The organism is Mycobacterium sp. E1715, from assembly GCF_001667625.1.
Taxonomy (GTDB): domain Bacteria; phylum Actinomycetota; class Actinomycetes; order Mycobacteriales; family Mycobacteriaceae; genus Mycobacterium.
Window position 1 is genome coordinate 1 of sequence record NZ_LZJJ01000084.1, and the last position, 14,430, is coordinate 14,430.

12 protein-coding genes and 2 pseudogenes are annotated in these 14,430 nt (G+C 67.8%); 11 read left to right on the forward strand and 3 right to left on the reverse strand.

The window, feature by feature from the left end:
* Nucleotides 1–172: pseudogene (locus A9X03_RS30760) on the reverse strand (ABC transporter ATP-binding protein); the annotation flags it as partial.
* Between A9X03_RS30760 and A9X03_RS04655 the strand changes: the two are divergent.
* The 3 genes and pseudogenes from A9X03_RS04655 to A9X03_RS04665 form a co-directional block, all read left to right on the forward strand.
* Nucleotides 169–639, forward strand: a pseudogene (locus A9X03_RS04655) (ABC transporter ATP-binding protein); the annotation flags it as partial. The pseudogenes A9X03_RS30760 and A9X03_RS04655 sit on opposite strands and share 4 nt — an antisense overlap.
* Nucleotides 632–1,573 carry a glycosyltransferase gene (locus A9X03_RS04660; RefSeq protein ID WP_067760628.1) on the forward strand — a complete coding sequence of 314 codons (942 nt, stop codon included), beginning with the start codon at nucleotides 632–634 and terminating at the stop codon, nucleotides 1,571–1,573. The pseudogene A9X03_RS04655 and the gene A9X03_RS04660, both read left to right, overlap by 8 nt.
* Entirely contained in the window at nucleotides 1,570–2,400 is an 831-nt protein-coding gene (locus A9X03_RS04665; protein WP_067760626.1) for an ABC transporter permease, read from the forward strand. Before A9X03_RS04660 ends, A9X03_RS04665 begins: the two co-directional genes overlap by 4 nt.
* 9 nt (nucleotides 2,401–2,409) lie before the next feature.
* Here A9X03_RS04665 and A9X03_RS04670 read toward each other — a convergent pair whose 3' ends face one another.
* Nucleotides 2,410–2,766: a DUF732 domain-containing protein gene (locus tag A9X03_RS04670; RefSeq protein WP_067760624.1), complete on the reverse strand. Its 357-nt coding sequence runs from the start codon at nucleotides 2,764–2,766 to the stop codon at nucleotides 2,410–2,412.
* A 78-nt stretch (nucleotides 2,767–2,844) separates the two neighbouring features.
* Here A9X03_RS04670 and A9X03_RS04675 point away from each other — a divergent pair, with 78 nt between their 5' ends.
* The 3 genes from A9X03_RS04675 to A9X03_RS04685 are packed head-to-tail and all read left to right on the forward strand — an operon-like array spanning nucleotide 2,845 to nucleotide 4,817.
* Nucleotides 2,845–3,366 carry a 6-carboxytetrahydropterin synthase gene (locus tag A9X03_RS04675; RefSeq protein ID WP_067760622.1) on the forward strand — a complete coding sequence of 174 codons (522 nt, stop codon included), beginning with the start codon at nucleotides 2,845–2,847 and terminating at the stop codon, nucleotides 3,364–3,366.
* A 43-nt stretch (nucleotides 3,367–3,409) separates the two neighbouring features.
* Nucleotides 3,410–3,625 (forward strand): hypothetical protein, encoded by a 216-nt coding sequence (locus tag A9X03_RS04680; RefSeq protein ID WP_082950091.1) that lies wholly within the window; start codon nucleotides 3,410–3,412, stop codon nucleotides 3,623–3,625.
* 58 nt (nucleotides 3,626–3,683) lie between these two features.
* Entirely contained in the window at nucleotides 3,684–4,817 is a 1,134-nt protein-coding gene (locus A9X03_RS04685) for a flotillin family protein (RefSeq protein WP_068259885.1), read from the forward strand.
* Between the two features lie 19 nt (nucleotides 4,818–4,836).
* Here A9X03_RS04685 and A9X03_RS30765 read toward each other — a convergent pair whose 3' ends face one another.
* Nucleotides 4,837–9,846 (reverse strand): PPE domain-containing protein, encoded by a 5,010-nt coding sequence (locus A9X03_RS30765; RefSeq protein WP_068259888.1) that lies wholly within the window; start codon nucleotides 9,844–9,846, stop codon nucleotides 4,837–4,839.
* 472 nt (nucleotides 9,847–10,318) lie between these two features.
* On the opposite strand from A9X03_RS30765, the gene A9X03_RS04695 reads away from it, so the two are divergent.
* The 5 genes from A9X03_RS04695 to A9X03_RS04715 all read left to right on the forward strand — a co-directional run.
* Entirely contained in the window at nucleotides 10,319–10,798 is a 480-nt protein-coding gene (locus tag A9X03_RS04695) for a GreA/GreB family elongation factor (RefSeq protein WP_067759364.1), read from the forward strand.
* A gap of 124 nt (nucleotides 10,799–10,922) precedes the next feature.
* On the forward strand, nucleotides 10,923–11,288 hold the full coding sequence (locus A9X03_RS04700; protein WP_156675592.1) for a GtrA family protein: 366 nt from the start codon (nucleotides 10,923–10,925) through the stop codon (nucleotides 11,286–11,288).
* Between the two features lie 31 nt (nucleotides 11,289–11,319).
* The gene (locus A9X03_RS04705) at nucleotides 11,320–12,711 is read left to right on the forward strand and encodes an FAD-binding oxidoreductase (RefSeq protein WP_067781741.1); all 1,392 of its coding nucleotides are present in this window, start codon (nucleotides 11,320–11,322) and stop codon (nucleotides 12,709–12,711) included.
* Nucleotides 12,712–13,476, forward strand: a complete 765-nt coding sequence (locus A9X03_RS04710) for a decaprenylphospho-beta-D-erythro-pentofuranosid-2-ulose 2-reductase (RefSeq protein WP_067781744.1) — start codon at nucleotides 12,712–12,714, stop codon at nucleotides 13,474–13,476.
* 2 nt (nucleotides 13,477–13,478) lie between these two features.
* The coding region (locus A9X03_RS04715; protein ID WP_197696013.1) for an arabinofuranosyltransferase at nucleotides 13,479–14,430 on the forward strand (952 nt) is incomplete at its 3' end.

The window sequence follows — 14,430 nt, forward strand, 5'->3', positions numbered from 1 at the left end:
CGAGCTCGGTGAACTCGGCGATCTCGTCCACCTTGGCCATCATCTGCTTGCGGGTCTGCCCCAGGAACAGCCCGCGGATGATGATGTTCTCGTAGCCGGAGATCTCGGGATCCATGCCGACGCCCAGATCGAAGATGGGCGCGACCCGGCCGGTGACCTTCGCCCAACCGCGGGCTGTTCCTGGGGCAGACCCGCAAGCAGATGATGGCCAAGGTGGACGAGATCGCCGAGTTCACCGAGCTCGGTGATTACCTGTCTATGCCGCTGCGCACGTACTCCACCGGGATGCGGGTGCGGCTGGCCATGGGCGTGGTCACCAGCATCGACCCCGAAATCCTGTTGCTCGACGAGGGTTTGGGCGCGGTCGACGCCGACTTCATGAAGAAGGCGCAATCCAGGTTGCAGAGTTTGGTGGAGAGGTCCGGAATCCTGGTGTTCGCCAGCCATTCCAACGAATTCCTCGCCCGGCTGTGCAAGACGGCGATGTGGATCGACCACGGCGTTATCCGCATGTCCGGCGGCATCGAAGACGTGGTGCGCGCCTACGAGGGCGAGGACGCGGCCCGGCACGTGCGCGAGGTGCTCGCCGAGACGGCGGCGGACAATCCGCTGGCACAAAGAGCGTCCGGGGATGAGTGACTCCATCTTCGCCGTCGTCGTCACCCACCGGCGTCCCGACGAACTGGCCAAATCGCTGGGCACCCTGAGCAGCCAGACCCGGGTACCCGACCACCTCATCGTCGTCGACAACGACGGGGGCGGTGACGGCCGGGTCCGCGACCTGGTGGCCGGCCAGCCGATCCCGACCACCTACCTGCCCTCGCGCCGAAACCTGGGCGGCGCAGGCGGTTTCGCGTTGGGCATGTTGCATGCGTTGGCGCAGGGCGCCGACTGGGTGTGGCTGGCCGACGACGACGGGCGGCCGCAGGACGCGCGCGTGCTGGCCACCTTGCTGGCGTGCGCCGAAAAGCACGCCCTGGCCGAGGTGTCGCCGATGGTGTGCAACATGGACGACCCGGAGCGGCTGGCATTTCCGTTGCGCCGCGGGCTGGTATGGCGCAGGCGGGCAAGCGAATTGCGCACCGAGGCCGGACAGGACCTGCTGCCCGGAATCGCGTCTCTGTTCAACGGTGCGTTGTTCCGGGCGGCCACGCTCGAGGCGATCGGCGTTCCCGACCTGCGTCTGTTCATCCGCGGCGACGAAGTCGAGATGCATCGCCGGCTGGTGCGGTCGGGCCTGCCGTTCGGCACCTGCCTGGACGCGATCTACCTCCACCCCTGCGGCTCGGCGGAATTCCGGCCGATCCTGGGCGGACGCATGCACACCCAATACCCCGACGACCCCACCAAGCGGTTCTACACCTACCGCAACCGCGGCTACCTTCTGTCGCAGCCCGGCCTGCGCAAGCTGCAGCTCCAGGAGTGGGTTCGGTTCGGCTGGTACTTCGTGGTGACCCGCCGCGATCCCAAGGGCCTCGCTGAGTGGATTCGCTTGCGGCGCTTGGGCCGTCGCGAACAGTTCGGCAAACCTCGAAGCGGGTCGCCACCGTCGGAACCTGGAGGATCGCGATGACGTTTCTGGACGCCGCCGCCCAGTCGCGGACCTTCACCCGCGCCCGCGGCGACCTGGTCGCCGGCTTCCGCCGGCACGAGCTGTGGCTGCACCTGGGCTGGCAGGACATCAAGCAGCGCTACCGCCGCTCGGTGCTGGGCCCGTTCTGGATCACCATCGCGACCGGCACCACCGCCGTTGCGATGGGCGGCCTGTACTCCAAGCTGTTTCACCTCGAGCTCGCCGTGCACCTGCCGTACGTCACGCTCGGCCTGATCGTCTGGAACCTGATCAACGCGGCCATCCTGGAGGGTGCCGACGTCTTCGTGGCCAACGAGGGACTGATCAAGCAACTCCCCACCCCGCTGTCCGTGCACGTCTACCGGCTGGTGTGGCGGCAGATGATCCTGTTCGCGCACAACATCGTCATCTACGCGGTCATCGCGGTCATCTACCCCAAGCCGTGGTCGTGGGCGGATCTGTCGGTCATCCCGGCGCTCGGGCTGATCGTGCTCAATTGCATTTGGGTGTCACTGTGTTTCGGCATCCTGGCCACCCGCTATCGCGACATCGGTCCGCTGCTGTTCTCGGTGGTGCAGTTGCTGTTCTTCATGACGCCGATCATCTGGAACGACGACACGTTGCGGCAGCAGGGCGCTGGGCGCTGGTCGCGCATCGTCGAACTCAACCCGCTGCTGCACTATCTCGACATCGTGCGGGCCCCGTTGCTGGGCGCCCACCAGGAGCTGCGGCACTGGGCCGTGGTGGCCGCGCTGACCGCCGTCGGCTGGGTGCTGGCGGCGTTCGCGATGCGGCAGTACCGCGCCCGCGTCCCGTACTGGGTCTAGCGGCTCAGCTCACATAAGCGGGGGCAGCGGATTCAGCCAGTCCAACGACCCGTCCGTCTGCCCCTTGTACTGCGGGCAGTAGGCGGACACCGAGAGCCCGACGAAGAATCCGGCTTGGCGCGCCGAAAGACTGGTGTCCTTCATCACCTTCATCGCCACGACGCTCGTCTTCTGGTTCCTGTCGAGCCCCGCGCAGACCGAGCGCGCCATGGTGATCGGGTCGTTCACGACGATCCCGTTGTCCGCCAGGGCGCCCAGGAAGGCGTCGTCGGACGGGTCGGCGGCCGCCGGGGCCGCGGAAAGCAGCGCGGCGGCGGCCAGCATGGCCGCGGCGATTGTCGACCTCGTTCCCGGACCGACGTTCATATCACCACGATAGGCCGCCGTTGGCGCTCCAAGAATCCATGGAGAATCCCGCAAGGCCGGCGCCGGACGCTGACCACCATGCGTAACACCGTTTTCGCCGATGGGGCCCGCGTGGCCACGATCCACCGTGCCGACGCCCCGCTGGGTCGCACGGCCAGGTTCCACCTGCGCAGGTTGTTCGACAACCTGCCCTGCTGCCACCGCTCGTGGGCCAACCAAGGCAAGCGTTTCTTCCTGCACGGCTATGAACGGGCCTTCGACATCGAATTCGCCTGTGCCGAAACCGAAGCCGGGACCGACGCGGTGATCGACGAAGTCACACTGGACGAGGTCAAGACGGCGCTGCGGGACCAGTTCGACCACACCACGCTGATCGCCGTCGACGACCCGCAACGCGACCTGTTCGAGTTGCTGGCCGACCGGGGCGTCATCGACCTGCGGATCATGGACGACACCGCAATGGCGGGCACGGCCGCATGGACGTTCGAGACGGTGGAAAGCATCGTCGCGCGGGCGACCGGTGGCCGCGTCTGGGTTTCCCGGATCAAGGCCCGGGAGAGCCGCAACAACGTCGTTACCCTCACCGCGGGTCCCGTTTAGACGAAACCCGACGCCTGCAATCCCGATGCGGGAGTATGCGTTCGTGAGCGACGCCTCGGCAATCGGCTGCGTGGGGACGTTGACCGTGGCTACCCGCGGCGACCGCGGGGCCGGCGAGGTGCTGGTCACCGTGCGGGGCGCCAAGGAGGCCTTCCTGGCGTGGTCCGACGACCCCTTGCCCAAGGGCGCACGGGTGCTGGTGGTGGAGGTCAGGGGAGCCCGGACGGTAACCGTCGAACCCTGGCACGAACTCGCGTGATCTGAATTGACGACCCGGATCGCCCGGGATACAACAGCGAAACCCAAAAGGAGTTCCGATGCTCGGTTACAAAGTGCCCTCCCCCGACGAGGCGATGCTGATCTCCGGCGGCCGAAGCAAGAGCAACGCCCCCTTCCGCGTCGTGACCGGCCACGGCGCCTTCATCATGCCGTTCTTCCGCAAGGCCCGCTTCCTCACGCTGGCCATGTGTGAGGCCGAGGTCGCCGAGAAATGCGTGACCCAGCAGGGCATCACGCTCAACGTCCGTGCGGTGATCGCCTTCAAGGTCGGCAACGACACCGAAAGCATCATCAGCGCCGCGCAGCGATTCCTGTCCGAACAGGACCAGATGTCCGTGCTGACCGGGCGCATCTTCGCCGGCCACCTGCGATCGATCATCGGCTCGATGACCGTCGAGCAGATCATCCGGGAACGCCAGAAGCTGGCGACCGAGGTCCTCGACGGCTCCAAGGAGGAGATGGCCCGGATCGGCCTCACGGTCGACGCGTTGCAGATCCAGTCCATCGACGACGACGGGCTCGGCTACATCAACGCGATGTCGGCGCCGCACAACGCGGCCATCCAGCAGCAGGCGCAGATCGCCCAGGCACAGGCGAATCAGGCGGCCGCCGAAGCCGAGCAGGAGTCGCAGCGCAAGCAGGCGGAATTCGCCCGGGAGACCGCGATCGTCAAGGCGCAGTACAAGGCCGAGGTCGACAAGGCGCAGGCCGAGGCGGCCCAGGCCGGCCCGCTGGCCGAGGCCGAGGCCCAGCGCGAGGTGTTGCAGATGCGCACCGAGCTGGCCCAGCGCGCCGCCGAACTGCGCCAGCAGGAGCTGGTCGCCGAGGTCGTCAAGCCCGCCGAGGCCGAGGCCGAACGCGTGCGGATCCTGGCCGTCGCCGACGCGGAGAAGATGAAGATCCAGGCCGAGGCGGCGGCGTCGCACAACCGGGTCGCCCTGGACAAGGCGCTGATCGATCAGCTGCCCGAGATCGTCGAGAAGGCGGCGCGGGGGCTCGCCAACGCCAACGTGACCGTGCTCAACGGCGCCGAGGGACTCACCGAGGTGGCCAGCGGGCTGGTCGCCCAGGGCAGGGCGATCTTCGACGCCCTGCGGGGCACCGTCGACTACTACGACGACGAAACCGCCGCGCCGCCGATCGCGACGAACTCCGAATCAGGTAATTCATGAATTCGCTTGTGCTGCAGCACTAGTCGCCGGTGAAGGTGAGGTCGTCAGACAACACGTTGGACAGGTCGTCGAGATCCATGTCCAGCATCCCATTGGTGTCCCGTTGAGACTGGATTCCCGAGAGACCCGACAGACCCGAGGTCCCCGACAGCCCGGGTGAGGCCGCGCCGGCGATCGCCTCCGGAGGCACCGGGCCCGGCGGCACCGCCGGGCTGATGATTACCTGGCCGACGAGGCCGTTGGGCGTGAAAGAGCCGCCCTGACCGATGGTGACCATTTCGTGGGGCCCGATAATCAGCGCACCGCCCTGGTTCAGCGGCACGGTGGCCCCGGTGTGGACGATCAAATAGGAGCCGTCGTCGACCGTCAACGTCCCGCCGGTGACACTCATGACACCGGTGGGGTCGATGGTGACCACACCACCGGAGTTGATGGAGAACGCACCGGCGTCGTTGACCACGCCGCCGGGGCTGACGGTGAGCGTGCCGTTGTCGATCAATGCGCCGCCGTGGTCGATCGTCAGCGCCGCGCCCTCGGTGAACGTGCCGCCGGAGTTGACGTTGATTGTGCCGCCGCTGCTGACTTCCATCGTGCCGCCGAAGTTACCCAGTGAGCCGCCGTGCTCGACGGTCAGCGTGCCGCCCGCATCGACCGTCGTGGTGCCGAAGTTACCGAGGAAGCTGCCGTCGTCGACGGTGAGAGTGCCGCTGTCGGTGAGGGTCCCGCCCGAGAAGACCCCCAAGCTGCCGCCGTCGTTGACAGTGAGTGTGCCGTTGTCGGCGAGGGTCCCGCCGGAGTAGACGATCATGCTGCCGGAGTCGGTCAGGGTGCCGCCGCTGCTGACGGTCAGGGTGCCGTAGTCATCCAGGGTGCTGCCGGGGCCCACGGTCAGGGTGCCCGCATCGCTCAGGCTGCCCGTTTGAGGGATGGTCAGGGTGCCGTTGTCGGTCAGGGTGCCGCCCGAGTCGACCGTCAAGGGTCCGTAGTCGAACAGCGTGCCGCCCTGATCGACGGTCAGTGTGCCGCCGTTGGTGACCGTCATCGGATCGATGGTGTAGAGGTGCCCGCCGTTGTCGACGGTCAGCGTGCCGGAATCGACAAGGGTGCCGTAGTTGGAGAAGACGCCACCGTTGTCGACGGTGACCGTGCCCCCGTTGTCGATGGTCATCGTGCCGGAGTCGACCTGGAACGTGCCGGCGTCGGTGAGCGTGCCGCCCGAGTTGACGGTCAAGGCGCCGTAGTCGACTACGTTGCCGCCGCTGTTGACCGTCAGCGTGCCGCCGTCGGTGACCGTCAAAGCCCCGCTGTTGTAGAGGTTGCCGCCGGCGTTGACGATGACGTCGCCGCCGTCGGTGACGGAGCCTCCGGTGTAGACGGTGAGGGTGCCAGTGTCGGTGCCACCCGTGCTCACGGTCAGGGTGCCGCCTTGGTTCACGGTGACAGCGCCGGCGTCGTAGAGGTTGCCGCCGCCGGTCACGGTGACGGCGCCGCCATGACCGACCGTGACCGTCCCGCTGTCCGACAGAGTGCCGCCGCCGGTCACCGTCATGCTGCCGGTGTCGGTACCACCCTGGCTGATCGTCAGCGTGGCGCCCGGCTGGACCGTCAACGCACCGGAGTCGGTCACCGTGCCGCCGGAGGTCACCGTCATGGCGCTGTTGTCGCTGAACACGCCGCCGGACTGAATGGTCAACGAGCCGCCGTCGGTGACGTTGAAGCTGCTGTTGGCGAAGCCCACATAGCCGCCATTGTCGACAACCACCGAGCCGGAGTCGGTGATGGTGCCCGGGTTGCTGAGCAGGTAGCCGCCGTTCTCGACCGTGAAGGTGCCGCCATTGTCGATGGTCAGCGTGCCGGTGCCACTGCCCACCGAGAATGAGCCGGCGTCGTTGACAACCCCGCCGCTGGCCACGTCCAGGGTGCCGCCGGAGAGGGTCAGGGCACCACCATTCAGGTTGAGGGTGCCGGCGTCGGTGAAGGTGCCACCGGAATAGACGAAAACGCTGCCGCCGGTGTTATCGGTGATAGTGCCGCCGGTGTTGATGGCGACCGTGCCGAAGTCTTTCAGGAAGCCGCCAACTGTCAGGCTGCCCGTGTCGGTGCCACCCGTGCTCACGGTCAGCGTGCCACCGTTGTTGACCGTGACCGTCCCCGCGTCGGACAGAGTGCCGCCACCGGTAATCGTGAGGCCGCCGGTGTCACCGGTAGTCGCGGTGCTGACGTTGAGGGTGCCGCCGGAATTAATGGTGAGAGTGCCCCCGTCGGACAGGCTGCCGCCGCCGGTGACGGTAAGGCTGCCGGTGTCCCCGGTCGTCGTCGTGCCGACGGTCAGCGTGCCGCCGCTGTGGACCGTGACCGTTCCGCCGTCGGACAGGGTGCCGCCGCCGGTCACGGTTAGGCTGCCCGTGTTGGTCCCACCCGTGCCGACGGTGACCGTGCCGCCGTGACCGACCGTGACCGTCCCGGCGTCGGACGCAGTGCCGCCGACCGTGAAGCTGCCGCTGTTGGTGCTGGCCGTGCCCACCGTGACCGCACCACCGTGGCTGACGGTCAGACTGCCGCCACTGTCGACAGTGAGCGCGCCGCCTTGGGTGACTGCGAGGGTGTTGCCGGACGGGATGGTGAGGGCACCGCCATTGCTGATTTCGACGGTCCCGCCGCTGGCACTGATGGTGGTGTTGACCGGAAGGTTGAGGGTGATGCCGTTGGTGAACGTGCCGCCGCTATTGACCGTGATGGTGTTGGTGCCCAAGAGCTGCACGGAGGTACCGCTGTTGAGCGTGATCGCGCCGGAGTCGTTGACGGTGCTGGTGCTGAGGCCGAACTGGCCGCCGTTAAAGGTGAGGACGCCGGTGCTGTTGACGGTCACGGTGCCGCCGCCGGCGGCGAACTGTCCGCCGTTGACGGTGACGGTGCCGCTGTCGACCAGGCTGCCGCCGTTGAAGATGAGATTGCCGCCGGCGGCAGTGACCTGGCCGCCCTGGTTGACGGCGAGGGTGCCGCCGGTCCAGATATCGGCGTCGCAGCTGGAACTGAGGGTGAGGCTGCCGCCCTGGGTGACGGTGAGATTGCCGTAGACCTCCAGGCCACCCGCGGTGCCGGGCGCGCCGGTGGTGATAGCGCCGCCGTCGAAGGCCTGGCCGCCGGAGTCCACGGTGAGGGCGCCGAAGTTGAGGGCAACAGTGCCGCCGCTGTTGACGTTCAGGGTGCCGCCGCTGGTGACGGTGATGTCGCCCTCGCTGAATCCCACACCGCCGGTGAGCGTGCCGCCGCTGTTGACGTTGACCGTCCCGCCGTCGGTCAGGGTGGTGCCGCTCAGAGTGACGCTGCCGGTGTCACCGGTAACGGTGGCATTGCTGACGTTGAGCGTGCCGCCGCTGTTGACCGTGAAACTGCCGCCGGTGTCGGTCAGGTTGCCGCCGCCGGTCACCGTGAGGCTGCCGGTGTCCCCGGTGGTCGCGGTGCTGACGTTGAGGGCGCCGCCGCTGTTGACCGTGAGCGTCCCGCCGTCGGACACGGTGCCGCCGCCGGTAATGGTGAGGGTGCCGCTGTTGGCTGTGGTGGTGCCCACGGTGAGGACGCCGCCGGAGTTGACGGTGACCGTGCCGCCGTTGACGGTGAGCGTGCCGCCGCCGGTCACCGAGAGGAAGCCGGTGTCGGCGCCGCCCGTACTCACCGTGAGCGCGCCGCCGGAGCTGACGGTCAGAGAGCCACTGTCGGTCAGGATGCCGCCGGAGCCGACGGTCAGAGTGCCGCTGTCGGTGACCACGCCGCCGGAGCTGATGGCCAGGGTGCCGGTGTCGGTGTAGCTGGCGTTCGCATCGATGATGAGCTGCCCGCCGCTGGCGACGGTCAGCGTCTGGCCGGGCAGGGTGACGGCAGGATTGCCCGCGGTGACTTCGACGACTTGGCCGTTCAGGATCGTGCCCTGAAGGTCGATCGGATCGACGCCGTTGATGATGACGTGGGTGATCGACAGCGGCGGCTGGGACGCGGCCGGCGCCACCGACTGTGTGGACGCCGCCGGGGCGGCCGATTGCGGCGAGGTGGCGGCGGGCGTGACCGACTGTGACGTCGCCGCGGGGGCAACCGATTGCGTGGAGGCGGTGGGCGTGACCGATTGTGACGTCGCCGCGGGCGCAGCCGATTGCGGCGTGGTCGCCATCGGCGTAACCGACTGCGTGGTCGACGTCGGCGTAACCGACTGCGGCGTGGTCGCCGTCGACGTAACCGACTGCGCGGTCGACGTCGGCGTGACGGACTGCTGCGAAACCGTCGGGGTGAGTTGTTGGGTCGCGATGGGCATGCCCAGCTGCTGGCTCTCCGCGGCCGAGCTCAGCTGCTGGGTTGCCGCGGTCGAGGTCAGTTGTTGCGTGTCCGTCGTCGGGGTCAGCTGCTGGGTCGCGATCGAGGTCAGCTGCTGCTGAATCACCGACTGCGTCTGGGATCCCGCGGTGTTCGCAGCACTTTGGGCTACCGCGCCGCCCTGGGCGTTCTGGCCCGCCGGGTTGGTCGTCTGCGGCGGCTCGCTATACGACTGCAAGGCACTGGCGGCCGCCGAATCGACGGCATACCCATACATCGCGACCGCATCTTGGACCCACATCTCCATGTACTCGGCCTCGGTCGCCGCGATCGCAGGCGTGTTCTGCCCGAAGAAGTTCGTCGCGATCAACGCCATCAGTTGCGCCCGGTTCTCCGCGATCAGCGGCGGCGGCACCGTCATCAGATATGCCGCCTCATACGCCGCGGCCGCCGCAAAGGCCTGCGTGGCCGTCACCCCGGCCTGGGCGGCAGCGGCGGCCAACCATGCCACATAAGGTGCGGCCGCGGCATTCATCGCCATCGACGACGGCCCGAACCAGAGCCCGGTCAAGCCCGCCAGTTCGGAGGAATAGCCCGCGGTCGCCGACTCCAGCTCTGCGGCTACCGCGTCCCAGGCTGCCGCCGCGGCCAGCAGCGGGCCCGATCCCGGACCGGTGTACATCAGCCCGGAGTTGACCTCGGGGGGTAGCGACCCAAAGTCCATGGCCTGCCCTCTTCGAACACCTCAGTCAGTGAACCCCGTAGCGAACAAAATCCTATCGCCGATTCGGACGATGGTCATAGAAAACTCGCCAAAAGATTCCTTCGGTACGGAAACTGGAAGCCAATTGACTTGCACGACAATTCGAAGCACGGCCAGGCATCGGACCCGAACGCGGCGGCCGTACTGAAATCCTCTGTGCCGCAAGGTTACTTGGCCGTGAGGGCCACGCGGCGCGGTCGGATTCCCGAGGTCCCCGCCGCACCCGGGCAAGCCAGCGCTGGGTGGACCGCCGTCCACGAAATCTCCACGACGCACTGCAACGAACCCGCCGGTGTGCGAGCCGGCGAAGCGACGCCTCCGGACCCTGTCCGGCCGGCCTCGGGGCTTTCTCACAAAAGCGTGTGCGCGGATTTGCGGCGTATGAATGAATAATCGGCGAAACCAACTGGCCGCAGGCGAAAGGTCGACGGAAGTGGCTAAGAAAGCCCAATCAGTGGCGGACGCGGCAAAAGAGAGCCTGGCCGCGGAGCTCGACCGTCTACGGCAGCGGCGCGACCGCCTCGAGGTCGAGGTCCGCAACGACCGCGGCATGGTGGGCGATCACGGCGACGCCGCCGAGGCGATCCAGCGCGCCGAGGAGCTGGTGGGCCTCAGCGACCGGATCAACGAGCTGGACCGCCGGCTGCGCACCGGCCCGTCGGAGGCCGACGCGTCGGAGACCCTGCCCGGTGGCACCGAGGTGACCCTGCGCTTCTCCGACGGCGAAGTGGTCACCATGCAGGTGATCTCGATCGTGGAAGAGACGCCGGTGGGCCGGGAAGGTGAGACCCTGACCGCGCGCAGCCCCCTGGCCCAGGCGTTAGCCGGACACAAGGCGGGCGACACGGTGACCTACTCCACGCCGCAGGGCGAGGATCAGGTCGAGCTGATCGCGGTCAAGCTGCCCCGCTAGAGCGTCCCGTAGCGTCCCCGGCGCGGCCCGCCTGCCCGCCGGCCCGGATAGACTCCCCCCGATGGTTGCCCCGCCGCCCGATGCCGCCCCGCCCAGCCCACAGTTGAGCCTGACGACACAGGTGATGCGTTTCGTCGTCACCGGCGGCTTGGCGGGAATCGTGGACTTCAGCCTGTACCTGGCCCTGTACAAGGCGGTGGGCGTCCAAGTCGACCTGGCCAAGGCCACCAGCTTCGTCGTCGGCACCATCACCGCCTACCTGATCAACCGCCGGTGGACTTTCCAAGCCGCCCCCAGCACCGCCCGGTTCGTCGCGGTCATGATCCTCTACGCCGTCACCTTCGCCGTCCAGGTCGGGCTCAACCACCTGTGCCTTGCGCTTATGCACTACCGCGGGTGGGCCATACCCGTCGCGTTCGTGATCGCGCAGGGCACCGCGACGGTCATCAACTTCATCGTGCAGCGAGCCGTTATCTTCCGCATCCGCTGAGCCAGTTGCGCAAGCGGTACCCTCTTTGACGATGTTGAGCACCGACGTTGGAACCACCCCCACCCGGCTGATGGGCTTTGGCCACACCGCGCCGTCGGTGGCCGAGGTGCTCTCGACCCGAGATCCCGAGCTGATCGCCAAGGCCGTCGCCCGGGTAGCCGAATCCGGCGGACCGAACGGACGGGGTGTCATCGCGCGCGGCCTGGGCCGGTCCTACGGCGACAACGCCCAAAACGGCGGCGGCCTGGTGATCGACATGACCCCGCTGAACCGCATCCACTCGATCAGCGCCGACACCCGGCTGGTCGACGTCGACGCCGGCGTCAGTCTGGACCAGTTGATGAAGGCGGCGCTGCCGTTCGGGCTGTGGGTGCCGGTGCTGCCGGGCACGCGTCAGGTCACCGTCGGCGGCGCGATCGCCTGCGACATCCACGGCAAGAACCATCACAGCGCGGGCAGCTTCGGCAACCACGTGCGCTCGATGGACCTGCTCATGGCCGACGGCACCGTCCGCACCATCACCCCCGACGGTGAGGACGCCGAACTGTTCTGGGTCACCGTCGGCGGCAACGGCCTGACCGGGATCGTGCTGCGCGCGACCATCGAGATGACGCCGACCGAAACGGCGTATTTCATCGCCGACGGTGTGGCCACCAAGGACCTCGACGAGACGGTCGCCGTTCACCTCGACGGCAGCGAGGCCAACTACACCTACTCCAGCGCCTGGTTCGATTTGATCAGCCCACCGCCCAAACTCGGCCGGGCCGCGGTCAGCCGCGGCAGCCTGGCCAAGCTGGACCAACTGCCCGAGAAGCTGGCCAAAAATCCGCTGAAATTCGATGCGCCCCAGCTGTTGACGGTGCCGAACATATTTCCGGTCAGCGCGATGAACAAGCTGTCTTTCATGGCCATCGGCGAGGTGTACTACCGCTTGGGCGGAACCTACTCCGGCAAGATCATGAACCTGTCGCAGTTCTACCACATGCTCGACCTGGTCAACGGCTGGAATAACGCTTACGGCCCAATGGGTTTCGCGCAGCACCAGTTCCTGGTTCCGCCGGACGCGATGGACGAGTTCAAGGCCATCATCCGCTGGATCCAGACCCGCGGCCATTATTCGGCGCTGAACGTGTTCAAACTCTTCGGCCCGGGCAACCGCGCGCCGCTGAGTTTCCCGATGGCCGGGTGGAACGTCGCGATGGACTTCCCCAACAAGCCGGGGATCAACGAGTTCCTCAACGAACTTGACAGGCGGGTATTGGAATTCGGCGGCCGGGTGTACACCGCCAAAGATTCCCGCGCGAGCGCCGAGACCTTCCACGCCATGTACCCGCGCATCGACGAGTGGATCGCGGTGCGCCGCAAGGTGGACCCCGCCGGGGTGTTCGCCTCCGACATGGCCCGACGTTTGGAGCTGTTGTAAATGGTGCTGGACGCTGTGGGAAACCCGCAGACCATCCTGTTGCTCGGCGGGACCTCCGAGATCGGGCTCGCCATCTGCGAGCGCTATCTGCAGAACGCGCACGCCCGTATCGTGCTGGCCGCCATGCCCGATGACCCGGGCCGCGACGCCGCCGTCGCCCAGATGAAGGCGGCGGGCGCGCGGTCGGTGGAGCTGATCGACTTCGAGGCCACCGACCCCGACAGCCATCCGAAGACCATCGAGGCGGCGTTCGCCCATGGCGACGTCGACGTGGCGATCGTCGCGTTCGGCATCCTCGGGGACGCCGAGGAGCTGTGGCAGGATCAGCGCAAGGCCGTCCTGGCCGCCGAAATCAACTACACCGCAGCGGTTTCGGTGGGTGTGCTGCTCGGCGAGAAGATGCGCGCGCAGGGCTTCGGCCAGATCATCGCGATGAGCTCGGCCGCCGGGGAGCGGGTGCGACGATCGAACTTCGTCTATGGCTCCACCAAGGCCGGACTGGATGGCTTCTATCTGGGTCTCGGAGAAGCGCTGCGCGAGTACGGGGTTCACGTCCTGGTGATCCGCCCGGGCCAGGTCCGCACCCGGATGAGCGCGCACGTCAAGGAAGCCCCGCTGACGGTGGACAAGGAGTACGTCGCCAACCTCGCGGTGACCTCGGCCGCAAAGGGTAAGGAATTGGTTTGGGCGCCAGGAGCATTCCGGTACGTGATGATGGTGTTGCGACACATCCCCCGGCCCATCTTCCGCAAGCTGCCCATCTGATCATGCGTAACGCGCTGGCCAGCCTCGGCCAGATGGCTTTGGCGGCCGCGGTGGCCGTCATCGTCGCCGTGGTCTCGCTGGTCGCCATCTCTCGCGTCCAGTGGCCGGCCTTTCCGTCATCGAATCAGCTGCACGCGCTGACCACCGTGGGCCAGGTCGGCTGCCTGGCCGGCCTGGTCGGCGCGGGCTGGGCGTGGCGGCGGTGGCGGTGGCCGGCGCGGCTGGGCGGGCTGGCGTTCGTCTCCGCGTTCACCGTCGTGACGCTGGGCATGCCGTTGGGGGCCACCAAGCTGTACCTGTTCGGCATTTCCGTCGACCAGCAGTTCCGCACCGAGTACCTGACCCGGCTCGCCGACAGCCCCGCCCTGCGCGACATGACCTACATCGGGCTGCCGCCGTTCTACCCGCCCGGCTGGTTCTGGATCGGCGGGCGGGCCGCGGCGCTGAGCGGGACACCGGCCTGGGAGGTCTACAAGCCCTGGGCCATCACCTCGATCACCATCGCGGTCGCCGTCGCACTGGTGCTGTGGTGGCGGATGGTCCGGTTCGAATACGCGCTGATCGTCACCACCGCGACGGCGGCGGCGACCCTGGCCTACGGCTCGCCCGAACCGTACGCGGCGATGATCACCGTGCTGCTGCCGCCGGTGCTTGTGCTGACGTGGTCGGGCCTGCGCGCCGGCGGCCGGTGGGATCCCCCCGAGCGTCACGCCAGCGTGACGCCGGACGCCCATGGCCACGCTGGCGTGACGCTCGAGGCGCCGGCGGAGCCGCACCGCGGCTGGGCCGCGGTCATCGCCGCCGGACTCTTCCTGGGGTTCACTGCCACCTGGTACACGCTGCTGTTCGGTTTCACCGCGTTCGCGATGGCGCTGATGGGCCTCGCGCTGGCCGGCTCGCGCTGGCGACACCGCGGGTGGCGGGCGGCGCTCGACCCGCTGCGCAGGCTGGGCG